The 14,095-nt window shown below is 69.5% G+C and carries 10 protein-coding genes and 1 tRNA gene; 6 read left to right on the top strand and 5 right to left on the bottom strand.

What is annotated here, in order from left to right; translation table 11 throughout:
• Nucleotides 1–41: 41 nt before the first annotated feature.
• Nucleotides 42–2,549, bottom strand: coding sequence for a polysaccharide lyase family 8 super-sandwich domain-containing protein (locus C1N81_RS23480; RefSeq protein WP_394432169.1), 2,508 nt, complete (start codon nucleotides 2,547–2,549; stop codon nucleotides 42–44).
• A gap of 103 nt (nucleotides 2,550–2,652) precedes the next feature.
• Nucleotides 2,653–2,726 (bottom strand) — tRNA-Gly (locus tag C1N81_RS23475).
• Nucleotides 2,727–3,262: 536 nt separating this feature from the next.
• Between C1N81_RS23475 and dcd the strand changes: the two genes are divergently transcribed.
• The gene (gene dcd / locus C1N81_RS23470) at nucleotides 3,263–3,838 is read left to right on the top strand and encodes a dCTP deaminase (protein WP_361067768.1); all 576 of its coding nucleotides are present in this window, start codon (nucleotides 3,263–3,265) and stop codon (nucleotides 3,836–3,838) included.
• Between the two features lie 11 nt (nucleotides 3,839–3,849).
• Entirely contained in the window at nucleotides 3,850–4,347 is a 498-nt protein-coding gene (locus C1N81_RS23465; protein ID WP_394432167.1) for a phosphoribosyltransferase, read from the top strand.
• A gap of 99 nt (nucleotides 4,348–4,446) precedes the next feature.
• On the opposite strand, the gene C1N81_RS23460 is transcribed toward C1N81_RS23465, so the two are convergent.
• From C1N81_RS23460 to C1N81_RS23450, 3 genes are all read right to left on the bottom strand, one after another.
• On the bottom strand, nucleotides 4,447–5,328 hold the full coding sequence (locus tag C1N81_RS23460; protein WP_394432165.1) for a Yip1 family protein: 882 nt from the start codon (nucleotides 5,326–5,328) through the stop codon (nucleotides 4,447–4,449).
• A gap of 90 nt (nucleotides 5,329–5,418) precedes the next feature.
• Nucleotides 5,419–6,873: an FG-GAP repeat protein gene (locus tag C1N81_RS23455; protein ID WP_394432163.1), complete on the bottom strand. Its 1,455-nt coding sequence runs from the start codon at nucleotides 6,871–6,873 to the stop codon at nucleotides 5,419–5,421.
• Nucleotides 6,874–7,183: 310 nt separating this feature from the next.
• Complete coding sequence (locus tag C1N81_RS23450) at nucleotides 7,184–9,466, bottom strand: (Fe-S)-binding protein (protein ID WP_394432161.1); 2,283 nt, start codon at nucleotides 9,464–9,466, stop codon at nucleotides 7,184–7,186.
• Nucleotides 9,467–9,768: 302 nt separating this feature from the next.
• Between C1N81_RS23450 and C1N81_RS23445 the strand changes: the two genes are divergently transcribed.
• The 4 genes from C1N81_RS23445 (at nucleotide 9,769) to grpE (ending at nucleotide 14,057) form a co-directional block, all read left to right on the top strand.
• Entirely contained in the window at nucleotides 9,769–10,209 is a 441-nt protein-coding gene (locus C1N81_RS23445; protein ID WP_394432159.1) for a class I SAM-dependent methyltransferase, read from the top strand.
• Nucleotides 10,206–11,258 carry a glycosyltransferase gene (locus tag C1N81_RS23440; protein ID WP_394432157.1) on the top strand — a complete coding sequence of 351 codons (1,053 nt, stop codon included), beginning with the start codon at nucleotides 10,206–10,208 and terminating at the stop codon, nucleotides 11,256–11,258. The genes C1N81_RS23445 and C1N81_RS23440 overlap by 4 nt, the downstream gene beginning before the upstream one ends.
• A 253-nt stretch (nucleotides 11,259–11,511) precedes the next feature.
• Nucleotides 11,512–13,371: a molecular chaperone DnaK gene (gene dnaK / locus C1N81_RS23435; protein WP_394432155.1), complete on the top strand. Its 1,860-nt coding sequence runs from the start codon at nucleotides 11,512–11,514 to the stop codon at nucleotides 13,369–13,371.
• Nucleotides 13,371–14,057: a nucleotide exchange factor GrpE gene (gene grpE, locus C1N81_RS23430; protein WP_394432153.1), complete on the top strand. Its 687-nt coding sequence runs from the start codon at nucleotides 13,371–13,373 to the stop codon at nucleotides 14,055–14,057. Before dnaK ends, grpE begins: the two co-directional genes overlap by 1 nt.
• Nucleotides 14,058–14,095 lie beyond the last annotated feature (38 nt).

Genomic DNA, 14,095 nt, shown 5'->3' with positions numbered 1-14,095 from the left:
GATCGACCGGCAGGCCGGCCAGGCCACCGTCGCGCGCCCGACTAGCGCAGTACGGCGGTGAGGCTCCGCCCGTACGCGTGCCGCGTCCGCACGTCGACCCGGGTGCCGCCCGGCACCCGGGTCGCTCGTACCGCACCGTCCCCGGCGACTTTGCGCAGGCCCGGCCCGTGCAGCAGCACGGTGACCGTGTCCCGCCGGGTCGTCGGGTCCGCGACGGCGACCGCGATGTCCCGCCCCTCCTTGCGCACCAGCACGGACGCCGGACCCTCGACCGAGAGCTGCGCGGCCTGCTGGACCCCGGACGTGAACGTGTTGACGGCGGCCAGACCGAGCCCGCGATGCCGCACCGCCTGCACCTTCACCGTATTGACGAGCACCTCGGCGCCACGGTGCTGCCGGACGGCCGCCTCCGACGCGTTCGGCAGCAGCGCGTAGGCGAAGGAGACGGGCGGGCCCCCTGCCGGTTGCTCGACCGTCAGCGAGAACACCTGCCGCGTGACAGCCGTGTCGGGGTTGGAGGTCCGCACGGCGCGCCGACTGCGGACCACGGTCTCAAGGCGCGCCTTCGGTTCGGGCCCGCGGAGAAGCACATACCCGACGGCGGTCCCCTGGGTCGTGTTGGCCCACCGCACCCAGCGCCGCCCCTCCGCGACACTGACCTGGTCCGCCGCGCTGGCGATCCGCGCGTCAAGCGTCGTCGTCACCGCCCGCCCCGCGCCGGGCGCGTCCCCGACCCCGGCGGCGAGCACCACGATCTCGTCGTCGAGCAGGAACCACGACTTGGTGGCGCGGGCGCTCCGGTACGCGACGAAGTCGTCGGGCAGCACCCCGGCCTGCTTGTCCCGCCAGGGCACGTCCTCACCGAGCACCCACCCCGCGGCCCCGTACGCGCCGAGCACGGCGCCCCCGGAGTACTCCTGGGTGGCGGTCGGAAAGTAGACGTACGTGTTCTGCGACTCGCTGCTGGCGGTGAAGTTCAGCGGATGCCCGGGGTTGTCGTAGAACAGCTTCCCGCCGTACGACTCGGGCACGCTGCTCCGCTGTTCCACGGGCGCGGTGACCCCGGCGAGCCCGTACGGCGACACGGCGGTGAAGTAGTCGACCCCGTACGCCTGCGTCTGGTCCTGCCCCGACAGATACAGGTAGTGCGCGCCGTCCCCCTGGAACCAGGGCAGCAGGTTCTCCCCGCTCATGTACTCGTACTTGCTGATCCGCCGCGAGCTGCGGGCCAGCGCGAACGCGTACCCGGGCCGCCGGTGCACGGTCCGGTCCATGGCGTTGAACGCGACCGACCGCCCGGCCGGGTTGAGATCGGCGGCCGGTACGGAGTCGTCGGCGAGCAGGTCGGCGTAGCGGACGACGCTGAGCGGCGAGACAAACGAGGCGGGATCGAGCGCCGCCCGCGAACTCGCCCGCAGGTGCTTCACGTACGAGCCGAGGGCGGCGCCGGTCTCCCCGTCGGCCAGCGACGCGAGATCGACGACGGCCTCGACGACGGTGGCGACATCGGCGTACCCGGTGCCGGTCCGCGAGACGGCCCGCCCCTTCACCACCTCCATCATCCAGCCCTCGAAGATCAACGGCGCGAACCCGTCCCGCACCCACCCGTACACGGTCGGCACCAGCTCCTCACCGTGCGCGAACCCGGTCCCGTCGAGCAGCTTCAGCGTCTGCACGACGCGGCTGAGCAGCCCTTTCCCGTACGACCCGGTGTACGCGACGGAGGCGTGCTGGAGGAACGACCCGTCGGCGTAGTACCCGTCGGTGACCCCGTGCCGAAGGGCGTACGGATCGATGGTGGCGAAGACGGTGAGCTGATCGGTGAGGGCTTTGCGTATGCGCCCCTCATCGCGGAGGAGAGCGCCCTGAAGGATGCGATTGGTGGTGATGTCGGCGAGATTGGCACCGGTGTGAAACCGCGAATCCAGGTCGACGTCACCGCCTTTGCCGTTGCGCAGGTAGGCGTCCATGGAGGCGATGTAGGCGTCGACGAGCCCGGCGGGAGCGCGCTCGGCCAGAAGGATCAGGGTCTTGCCGACGTGCTGCGAGATCCCGATCTCCCAGAAGAACCAGTTGCCGTAGTAGCCGGTGGCCTGGTCCCCGTAGAAGCGCTCGTGCAACCAGGCCAGCCCGTCGAGCACCCGCTCCTGGACGCTCGTGTTCCCGTACAGATCGTCGGGGAGCCCGTAGGTACGCGTGGCGAGCGCGATCTCGTACAACCGCTGATAGCTGCTGTTGAGATTGGAATCACTGGTACCGAGCGGCAAGCCCCCGAACAGCTCACCGTCCCCACTGGCGGCGTCCAGGGCCACGAGATCCGCACGGGCGACCCGCTCGACGGCGGCGAGCTTGCTCCTGGTCTCCGGCCGGGAGTTGGAGACGGAGTTCCCCGCGAACACCTCAACAGTGTTGGAGACCAGCCGCGCGACCCCGGCCTCGACCTCATCGGCGCTCGCCCACCGGCTGGGCACGGCGGCGAGCACACCGGCGGCCCCGAGCGCACTCAGCAGACGTCTACGACTGATCTCCGTACGCTCCACGAGCTCCATGGACTACAGAGTGACCGTCCTCCCGCCGAGTGTCACGCTGCTCGGTCGGAAGCGGACAGCAAAAAGGCCCGGGTCGTTGACCTGGGCCTTCTTTAGCAAGCTATGGAGCGGGTGACGAGAATCGAACTCGCACTCTCAGCTTGGGAAGCTGATGTTCTACCACTAAACTACACCCGCGCAGTACCCCCGCCGAAGCGGTGTCGTACTGGCGGTCACTCTACCTCATACCGGGTCCCGGGCGCTCGCGCCTCGGGGCCCGGCTGCGTTGGGGCGTGTGGATGTGACTGCGGGTGAAGGGAGTTGAGGCGTACGGTGTGGGGACCGCGAGAGGGTTGCCCGAGGGCGGAGTGCCGCCTGGATTGCCGTCCCTTTCATCCCGTAACGTGGCGTTTGTCGTCGGCCAGGAAACTGGCCACATGGCTCGTGGGGAAGGGACTCCGGGACTTTGATGGACTCGATGGAGCGCACCGTCGTCCGTTGTGCCGAAGGGCACGTGTTCAGCACCGCTTCGTTCCCGATGCAGCAGGCGGACCGTCTCGGTCCTGGCCGGCTCATCCGGTGTCCGCGCTGTGCTCGACTGCGGCATGCCGTTCCTGTGGGGCCCGGTAAGCGGTGACAGCGCTGATCAGCAAGTAGAGCGACAGAAACACCCGGCACAGCGCGCGGGCCGAGCCGATTGTGGCGGGTCCGCGCGCTCTGCGTATCCTCGCTACGTGCTTCTCTCAGACAAGGACATCCGCGCCGAGATCGACGCCGGGCGGGTCCGGATCGATCCTTATGACGAATCCATGGTGCAGCCGTCGAGCATCGACGTACGTCTCGACCGCTATTTCCGGGTGTTCGAGAACCACAAGTACCCGCACATCGACCCGAGCGTGGAGCAGGCCGACCTGACGCGGCTGGTGGAGCCCGAGGGCGACGAGCCGTTCATCCTGCACCCGGGCGAGTTCGTGCTCGCGTCGACGTACGAGGTGATCTCGCTCCCCGTGGACCTCGCCTCCCGCCTTGAGGGCAAGAGCTCCCTCGGGCGGCTCGGGCTCGTGACGCACTCCACCGCCGGGTTCATCGACCCCGGGTTCAGCGGCCACGTCACCCTTGAGCTGTCGAACCTCGCGACGCTCCCCATCAAGCTCTGGCCCGGGATGAAGATCGGGCAGCTGTGCATGTTCCGGCTGTCCTCGCCGACCGAGCACCCGTACGGCAGTGAGCGTTACGGCTCGCGTTACCAGGGGCAGCGCGGTCCCACCGCCTCCCGTTCCTTCCTCAATTTCCATCGGACCCAGGTGTGAGCAGCAGCGACATGAGTGACGTGCGGGAGAACCTTACCTACGAGGCGTTCGGTGGCGCGGTGCGCGAACTCGCCCAGACCATCGCCGACGACGGCTACGAGCCCGACATCGTCCTGAGCATCGCGCGCGGCGGCGTCTTCGTCGCCGGCGGGCTCGCGTACGCGCTCGACTGCAAGAACATCCACCTGGTGAACGTGGAGTTCTACACCGGTGTGGGGACGACCCTCGAGATGCCGGTCATGCTCGCGCCCGTGCCGAACGCCATCGACTTCAGCGACAAGAAGGTGCTGATCACCGATGACGTCGCCGACACGGGGAAGACGCTGAAGCTCGTGCACGACTTCTGCCTCGACACCGTGGCCGAGGTGCGGTCCGCCGTCATCTATGAGAAGTCCCACTCGCTCGTGAAGTGCGAGTACGTGTGGAAGCGGACCGATGACTGGATCAACTTCCCGTGGAGTGTTCAGGAGCCCGTCGTGAAGCGGGCCGGTCAGGTCCTCGACGCCTGAGAGAGCGCAGAGGTAGGGATAGAGATAGGGATAGAGATAGAGATACGGAAAAGGGCGGGGCCTCCGGGCCCCGCCCTTTCCGTATCCGTGCCCGCTCCCTCAGAACGTGCCCAGCTTGATGATCGACAGCAGTGCGATCAGCTGGATCGCGGACGCCGCCAGCGCCTTCGGCCACGGCAGGTCGTGCGACTTGGCGACCATCGTCGTGAGCAGGGCGCCCGCGCCGAGCCAGGTGGCCCAGCCGAGGATCTGGACGAACGGCGCGTCGCCGCCGAGGAACATGGCGACGATCAGGCGCGGCGCGTCCGTGAGGGACGCGATGAGCATGGAGAGGCCGACGGTGGGCTGCCAGGCGCCGTCGCCGTTGAGCTGGCGGGCCAGGGTGTGGGTGACCACGCCGAGCACGAAGAAGCCGAGCGTGATCACGACGCCGGTGAACAGGACGTAGGGGATCGCCGAGCCGAGCGTGGCGTGGATCACGTCCTCGCGGGCGCCGTCGAAGCCGAACACCGCGAGCAGCCCGTAGAGGAAGGTGACGATGAGCGCCGGGGCCCACATCGCGTAGTCCCGCATCTGGAGATAGGTCGGCGCCGGGCGCAGAATCACGCCGCTGAGCAGCTGCTTCCAGTGCAGGCGCGGGCCCACGGGGCCGGGTGCCGCCGAGCCCGCCTGGTAGGTGTTGCCCTGGGTGTAGGCATCGTCGTCGTGCACCGAGAACGCCTGGGTGTGGCCCGGGTTGTTGGCCGCGTAGGGGTCGTGGCCGCCCTGCGGGTACGGGGGCGTGCCGGGGTCGCCGAAGTATTCCGGCTCACCGTGTCCGCCACCCTGGGCGCGCGCGTTCTCCGGTGCGTGTCCGTTGCCGCCCTGGGGCCATTGCTGCTGGGCCCCGTACTGGTTCCCGTACTGCCCGCCGTAGTGCTGCGGGGGCCCTTGCGGCGCTTCGCGGTTGTCCCGGCCGCGTCCGTTCCTGAATCCAGCCACGCTTCGAACGTACCTGGTTTCGGCGGGCGGGATGCCGGGCCCGGGTTGCCGGGCCCGGCATTGGGGCTGAGCTGTGACATCCCCTAGGGGTCAGTCGGCGAAGTTGACGCCGAACTGCGAGGCGCCGGTGGCGGAGATGCCGACCGTGGACGTGTAGATGCCCGCGGACGCGGACAGCGTGTCGTCCGTGTTCGAGTGCAGGGAGTAGACCGCGCCGTTGTGGTTGTTCTCGCCGTTGGCTCCTACGAGGACGTCGCCGCGGCCGTCGTCGTCGAGGTCGTCGATGTGGACGTCGGTGCCGAACTTGTCGTCCTTCTCGTTGGAGTTCGGCACGCCCGGGGTGTCCTGGCTGTAGAACTTGGCGCCCTCGCCGGTGATCCCGGAGCCGTCCTTCGCGCCGTAGAGGACGATGATCGCGCCGGCGTTGGTGACGCCCGCGAGGTCCTCGCCGCGCGCGCCGACGACGAGGTCGAGGTGGCCGTCGCCGTCAATGTCGCCGAGGTCGAGCTCGCCGCCGAAGTCGTCGCCCTTCTCGCCCGCGCCGGGGACGCCCGCGGTGTCCTGGTCGATGGTCTGGATGCCGGAGAGGTCGGGGCCGCTCGCGGTGCCGTGGGCGATGAGGACGGCGCCGCCGAGCTGGGCGCGGGGGATGCCGTTGTCCCACTCCAGGCCGAAGACGATGTCGCCCTTGCCGTCGCTGTCGACGTCGCCGACGTCGGTGATGATGCCGGCGGGCAGTGCGACCGCTCCGGCCGCCTTGACGCCGGACGCGGTGCCGGGCAGGTAGTAGTTGGCGTTGTAGCCGTCGCTGGTGTTCTCGTAGCCGTTGGTGAGGAGGTCGTCCTTGCCGTCGCCGTTGACGTCGCCGGAGTGCAGGTTGTTGAGGACGTTCTTGCCGCTTATCCCAGGGAAACGCACGGTGTAGGCGCCGCCGAGGGTGGTGGTGCGGGCGCCGCCCCGGACGATGTCCACGGTGGTCGAGTTGGGGGTGCCGACGGCCAGGTCGTCCTTGCCGTTGCCGTCGAAGTCGCCGGCCTCCAGGGCGTAGCCGAACCAGTCGTGGCTCGCGGGGCGCGGGTCGGAGACGGTGGTGCCGCTGGTCAGGCCGCGGGTGGAGCCCCACAGGATGGCGACGGTGCCGCTGTCGGGGTCGCCGGTGCCGTCCTCGCCGGGGGTGCCGACGGCGAGGTCGTCGAAGCCGTCGCCGTCGAAGTCGCCGTAGGCGGTGGCGAAGCCGAAGTTGTCGACGGCCTCGGCGGCGCCGGGGACGCCCGCGGTGTTCTGGCTGATGAGGGCCCGCCGGCCGCCCCCGTACAGGATGACGACCTGGCCGGCTCCGCCGCGGCCGTTCACGTAGGCGGCCGGGGCCGAGACGGCGGCGTCGGCGAGGCCGTCGCCGTTAAAGTCGGCGTCCGACTCGGCGACGCCCGGCGTCGCGGCCGAGGCGGGGCCCGTCGCGGCGACGAAGAGGCCGCCGGTGAGGGTGAGCGCCGCGGCTGTCGCCGTGAGGAGGCGGAGGGAGGCGGTGCGTCTGGGTCGGTCCATGGTGTGGCTGACTCCTGCGGCGTTGAGGGGATGCCTGGCGGGCATCCGGCGTCGGTGAGGTGCCGTTCGGTGGGCGTTTGCCGGGAGTTGTCCCCGGGGTCGTCCGCCGTCCGGCGCACAGGAGACTCGTTGCGAGCTACAAGGGTTGTACGCGGACGTACAAGTAACGCGGGCAGACGACCGCGGGCAGACGACCGCGGGCAGGCGACCGCGGGCAGGCGACCGCGGACAGGCGACCGCGGGCAGGCGACAAGGAGAAGGGCACCCCGTCATCACGACGGGGTGCCCTTCAACTACTACTAGGCGAGCGCTACTTCACCGGCTCCGGCTCCGGCGCGTCCTCGCTCTCCGCCTCGCCCGCCGGGTCGACCGGCGTCCTGACGGAGTCGAGCAGCAACTGCGCCACGTCGACGACCTGGACGGACTCCTTCGCCTTGCCGTCGTTCTTCTTGCCGTTGACCGAGTCGGTCAGCATGACGAGGCAGAACGGGCAGGCCGTGGAGACGATGTCCGGGTTCAGCGAGAGGGCCTCGTCGACGCGCTCGTTGTTGATGCGCTTGCCGATCCGCTCCTCCATCCACATCCGCGCGCCGCCCGCGCCACAGCAGAAGCCGCGCTCCTTGTGGCGGTGCATCTCCTCGTTGCGCAGACCCGGGACCTTGCCGATGATCTCGCGCGGCGGCGAGTAGATCTTGTTGTGGCGGCCCAGGTAGCACGGGTCGTGGTAGGTGATGATGCCCTCGACGGGCGTCACCGGGACGAGCTTGCCCTCGTCCACCAGGTGCTGGAGCAGCTGCGTGTGGTGGATGACCTCGTAGTCGCCGCCGAGCTGCGGGTACTCGTTGCCGATGGTGTTGAGGCAGTGCGGGCAGGTGGCGACGATCTTCTTCGCCGACTTGGGCTTCTTCGACTCGGCGGTCACCTTGCCGTCGTCGTCGAGCTCCTCGCCGAACGCCATGTTGAGTGCCATGACGTTCTCCTGGCCGAGCTGCTGGAACAGCGGCTCGTTGCCGAGGCGGCGGGCGGAGTCACCGGTGCACTTCTCGTCGCCGCCCATGATCGCGAACTTCACGCCCGCGATGTGGAGCAGCTCGGCGAAGGCCTTGGTGGTCTTCTTGGCGCGGTCCTCGAGCGCGCCCGCGCAGCCGACCCAGTACAGGTACTCGACCTCGGTGAGGTCCTCGATGTCCTTGCCGACGACCGGGACCTCGAAGTCGAGCTCCTTGAGCCACTCCAGGCGCTGCTTCTTGGCGAGGCCCCAGGGGTTGCCCTTCTTCTCCAGGTTCTTGAGCATCGTGCCCGCCTCGGACGGGAACGCGGACTCGATCATCACCTGGTAGCGGCGCATGTCGACGATGTGGTCGACGTGCTCGATGTCGACCGGGCACTGCTCGACGCAGGCGCCGCAGGTGGTGCAGGACCACAGGACGTCCGGGTCGATGACGCCGTTCTCTTCGAGGGTGCCGATCAGCGGGCGCTCGGCCTCCGCGAGTGCGGCGGCGGGAACGTCCTTGAGCTGCTCCTCGGTCGCCTTCTCCTCGCCCTCCATCGACTTGCCGCCACCGGCGAGCAGGTACGGCGCCTTGGCGTGCGCGTGGTCGCGCAGCGACATGATGAGGAGCTTCGGGGAGAGCGGCTTGCCGGTGTTCCAGGCGGGGCACTGCGACTGGCAGCGGCCGCACTCGGTGCAGGTGGAGAAGTCGAGCAGGCCCTTCCAGGAGAAGTGCTCGATCTGGGAGACGCCGTAGACGTCGTCCTCGCCCGGGTCCTCGAAGTCGATCGGCTCGCCCTGCGAGGTCATCGGCAGTAGCGCGCCGAGCGAGGTCTCGCCCTTGGCGTCGCGCTTGAACCAGATGTTCGGGAAGGCGAGGAAGCGGTGCCAGGCGACGCCCATGTCGGTCTTCAGGGCGACCGTGATCATCCAGATGAACGAGGTCGCGATCTTCAGGCCCGCGAAGAAGTACGTGAGGTTCTGGAGGGTGGAGACGTCCATCCCCTCCAGCCAGTTCACGACGGGGTAGGAGATGAAGAACGAGGACTCGTAGGAGTCGACGTGGTGCTGGGCGCCTTCGAGGGCGTGCAGCATGAAGATGCAGACGCCGACGATGAGGATGACGGCCTCGACGAAGTACGCCTGGCCGAAGTTGGACCCGGCGAAGCGGGACTTGCGGCCCGGTTTGTCGGGGCGGCTCAGCTGGCGGATCACGATGAGGACGAGGATGCCGAGGACCGTCATCGTGCCGATGAACTCGACGAAGACGTTGTAGGGCGCCCACTCGCCGATGACCGGGAGCAGCCAGTCGGCCTGGAAGAGCTGGCCGATGGCGTTGACGATCGTCAGCAGCAGCGAGAAGAAGCCCACCGCCACGAACCAGTGCGCGACACCGACGACGCCCCAGCGGTTCATCCGGGTGTGGCCGAGGAACTCCCGGGCCACGGTGAGGGTGCGCTGGGCGGGCTCGTCGGTGCGGGTGCCCTTGGGCACGTTCTGGCCGAGCCGCATGAAGTTGTAGATCTGCAGGAGGGCGCGGGCGAACAGGGCCACGCCGACCACGATCAGAACCAGCGACACGATGATCGCGGCGAGTTGCATTTGGGGGCTCCTCGGGCCTGCGAGGTGGTCTCTTCTTTGTCGTACTCGGACGGTACTGGTGATTACTAAGCGGTAACTTATGCAGTCCGTCTGAGACTACCCACTTACGCGATCGCAATGTAGTCGGCCGGGTCGTGATCTGCGTCGCTGAGGGGGCCCTTGCCGCGTCCGCGCCATGGGCACCTCGCCACGCTCCCTTGATGGTAGATCGTGTTATTCGCTGCAAATGCGGACATAACGGCTAGCTTGTGTGGGGCTTCACACGCCGCAACGCAACGCCGCAACGCAAGGGAGCAGACGTCATGGCGCGCTTCGGCCGGATGCGAGAGCTGGTGCGGCACCTCGCCCACTGCGAGATCGACCTGGTGCTCGACGCGGGCGGGCAGGACGGGGCGTTCGGCCGGGCGCTGCGGCGCCGCGGCTACCGAGGCCGCATCGTCTCCTTCGAACCGTTCGGCGGGGAGCGGGCCCCCGTACGCAAGGCCGCCGCCCGCGACCTCGACTGGCGCGTGCTGCCCTACGCCCTCGGCCACCGCGACGGTACGTGGATGCGCCGGCTCGACGGGGTGTGGGAGGAGGTCGTGGCGCCGGGCGAGCGGGTGCTGCTCCAGGTCGAGGCGCGGCCCGAGCTGGGCCAGGTGCTGGAGGGGGCCGGGGAGTTCGGCGCGGACCTGGCGCTCGTACGGACCGGGGGTGTGGCCGGGGGAGGGCCCGCCGGGCGGCCACCGGCGGTGTTCGCGTGAAGGTCGCGCTGGTCCACACCTTCGGATACGCCTTCGGCGCGGCGGACGAGGCCGTCCTCGACCAGGCCGTCGCGCTGGGCGGCGCCGGGCACCAGGTGCGGCTCGTCGCCGCCGGGCTCGGCCGGGACCCCCTTTCCGCGCTGCGCGCCTTCGGGCCCGACGTGGTCCACGTCCATCAGCTGTCCCCCGGGTTCGGGCGCGCCTGGGTCGCCGAGTGGACGGGGCCGCTGGTGGCGAGCCTGCCCGAGCCCGGTGTTCCGCGCGCCCGGTGGCTGCCGTTCGCCCGGGGAGCCCTCGGAGCCCGCAAAGCCCGGAGCGCGGAGGGCACCCGGAGCACCCGGAGCACATGGGCCACGCGGGGCACGCGGGGCACGCGGGACGGCGCCCGCACCGATCCGCTGCTGCGCCGTGCCGACCGGGTGATCGTTCCGTCGGAGCTCGGCCGGGAGGCGTACGAGCGGGCGGGGCTGCCCCCGGAGCGGATCACCGTGCTGCCGCACCCCGTGCCGGTCGCCGAGCGTTCCCCGGGCGGCGACGTCTGGGTCTGCGCCGGGCGGCTCACCGCCGAGGAGAACGTCCTCGACCTGGTACGCCGCTGGCCCGCCGGGCGGCGCCTCGACATCCTGGGCGCGGGCCCCCTGGAACAGGCGTGCCGGGCTGCCGCGCCCGCCTCCGTACGGTTCCTCGGCGAGACCGGCCGCCCCGCGCTGCGGCGTGCGCTGCCGGACCACCGCGGCCTCGTCCTTCCTGGTCAGTGGCGTGCGGGCACGGTTCATCCGGTGTACCCGGAGGCGCTGGCGGCCGGGTTGCCCGTCCTCGCGTTCGAGGGGTCGGCGGCGCCCCGCGTCGTCCGCGCCGACGGCACGGGCACGGTGACCGGCTGGGACGCCCCGCTCCCCGCCGCCCTGGACGCGGCCGACCGGATCTTCCCGGCCCTGCGCGAGCACTGCCGCGGCGTGCACGCGAAGCGGTACGGGGAAGCGGCCTGGGCCGAACGGGTGGAGCGGCTCTACGCGGGGCCGAGCGCTCCGGCGCCGCCCGCCCCGTAGCCGGCGAACGGGCCGGGGCCTTGTCGATGCCGCCGACGCGTTAGGTGTCGCAGGGCTCGGGCTGGGCACCCGGAGCCCTCCTTCGCCGGGTCGGTCGCTTCGTAAAAGCGCTGGTCAGCGAAGGATTCCCGACACCCTGCCCATAAGCGCAGGATAAAAGTTGAGTGGTCGCGACTCAAGTCTGTTGACGGGGAGGGGGGTGGTGTTGCAGTCTTGAGTCAGTTCCACTCAAGTATCAGCTGGAGGAATCGAAATGGCACGTGCGGTCGGCATCGACCTGGGCACGACTAACTCCGTCGTCAGCGTTCTCGAAGGCGGCGAGCCCACCGTCATCACCAACGCCGAGGGCGCCAGGACCACGCCGTCCGTCGTCGCCTTCGCCAAGAACGGTGAGGTGCTCGTCGGCGAGGTCGCCAAGCGCCAGGCGGTCACGAACGTCGACAGGACGGTCCGTTCGGTCAAGCGCCACATGGGCACTGACTGGAAGATCAACCTGGACGGCAAGGACTTCAACCCGCAGCAGATGAGCGCCTTCATCCTGCAGAAGCTGAAGCGTGACGCGGAGTCCTACCTGGGCGAGAAGGTGACCGACGCGGTCATCACCGTCCCGGCGTACTTCAACGACTCGGAGCGCCAGGCCACGAAGGAGGCCGGCGAGATCGCGGGCCTGAACGTGCTGCGCATCGTCAACGAGCCGACGGCCGCCGCCCTCGCGTACGGCCTCGACAAGGACGACCAGACGATCCTCGTCTTCGACCTCGGTGGCGGCACCTTCGACGTGTCGCTCCTGGAGATCGGCGACGGCGTCGTCGAGGTGAAGGCCACCAACGGTGACAACCACCTCGGTGGTGACGACTGGGACCAGCGCGTCGTCGACTACCTGGTCAAGCAGTTCAACAACGGCCACGGCGTGGACCTCGCCAAGGACAAGATGGCGCTCCAGCGTCTGCGCGAGGCCGCCGAGAAGGCGAAGATCGAGCTCTCGTCCTCGACCGAGACCACGATCAACCTGCCCTACATCACGGCCTCCGCCGAGGGCCCGCTGCACCTGGACGAGAAGCTCACGCGCGCCCAGTTCCAGCAGCTCACGTCCGACCTCCTGGAGCGCTGCAAGACGCCGTTCCACAACGTCATCAAGGACGCGGGCATCAACCTCTCCGAGATCGACCACGTCGTTCTCGTCGGTGGCTCGACCCGTATGCCCGCCGTCGCCGAGCTGGTCAAGGAACTGACCGCCGGCAACGAGGCCAACAAGGGCGTGAACCCGGACGAGGTCGTCGCCATCGGCGCCGCCCTGCAGGCCGGTGTCCTCAAGGGCGAGGTCAAGGACGTCCTGCTCCTCGACGTCACCCCGCTGTCGCTTGGTATCGAGACCAAGGGCGGCATCATGACCAAGCTCATCGAGCGCAACACCACGATCCCGACCAAGCGGTCCGAGATCTTCACGACGGCCGAGGACAACCAGCCGTCGGTGCAGATCCAGGTCTACCAGGGCGAGCGCGAGATCGCGGCGTACAACAAGAAGCTCGGGATGTTCGAGCTGACCGGTCTGCCGCCGGCCCCGCGCGGTGTCCCGCAGATCGAGGTCGCCTTCGACATCGACGCGAACGGCATCATGCACGTGACCGCGAAGGACCTCGGCACGGGCAAGGAGCAGAAGATGACCGTCACCGGTGGCTCCTCGCTGCCGAAGGACGAGGTCAACCGGATGCGCGAAGAGGCCGAGAAGTACGCGGAGGAGGACCACGCCCGCCGCGAGGCCGCCGAGTCGCGCAACCAGGGCGAGCAGCTCGTCTACCAGACGGAGAAGTTCCTCACGGACAACGCGGACAAGGTCCCCGGTGACGTGAAGACCGAGGTCGAGGAAGCCGTCGCCGAGCTGAAGGAGAAGCTCAAGGGCGAGGACACGGCCGAGATCCGCACGGCCACCGAGAAGGTCGCCGCCGTCTCGCAGAAGCTCGGCCAGGCCATGTACGCCGACGCGCAGGCCGCGCAGGGCGCCGAGGGCGCGGCCCCCGGCGGCGAGGCCGGCCCGAACATGTCCAAGGACGACGACGTCGTCGACGCCGAGATCGTCGACGACGAGAAGGACCAGAAGGGTGGCGCCGCCTGATGACGGAGGAGACCCCGGGCACCGGCGAGAACGCCGAGCAGCCTGACGTCCCCTCCGGCGCCACCGACGACGCCGCGCCGAAGTCCGCCGAGCCCTCCGCGCAGGAGGGCCCGGCGGCCCCGGCAGGGGACGCGAGCAAGGCATCATCCGCGCAGGACGTGGCCGTCACGGCCCAGCTGGACCAGGCCCGCTCCGCGCTCAGCGAGCGCACCGCGGACCTCCAGCGCCTGCAGGCCGAGTACCAGAACTACCGGCGCCGTGTGGAGCGGGACCGCGTCACGGTCAAGGAGATCGCCGTCGCGAACCTCCTGACCGAGCTGCTCCCGATCCTCGACGACGTCGGCCGCGCCCGTGAGCACGGCGAACTCGTCGGCGGCTTCAAGTCCGTCGCCGAGTCGCTCGAGACGGTCGCGGCCAAGCTGGGCCTCCAGCAGTTCGGCAAGGAGGGCGAGCCCTTCGACCCGACGGTCCACGAGGCCCTGATGCACTCGTACGCGCCGGACGTCACCGAGACGACCTGTGTGGCGATCCTGCAGCCCGGTTACAAGATCGGCGAGCGCACCATCCGCCCCGCGCGGGTGGCCGTCGCCGAACCGCAGCCGGGCGCGCAGGCGGGCACGTCCGAGACGGCCGACGCCCCCGAGGCGGACGCCGAGAAGGAGAGCGGTGGCCCGGACGAGGGCTGACGTGATCCGCGAAGCAAGGGCAGTACGTACTGACGTGA

This window comes from Streptomyces sp. SGAir0957 (assembly GCF_043523415.1).
The sequence above is the reverse complement of the archived record's forward strand: the minus strand, read 5'-3'. Positions and strand labels throughout refer to the sequence as shown.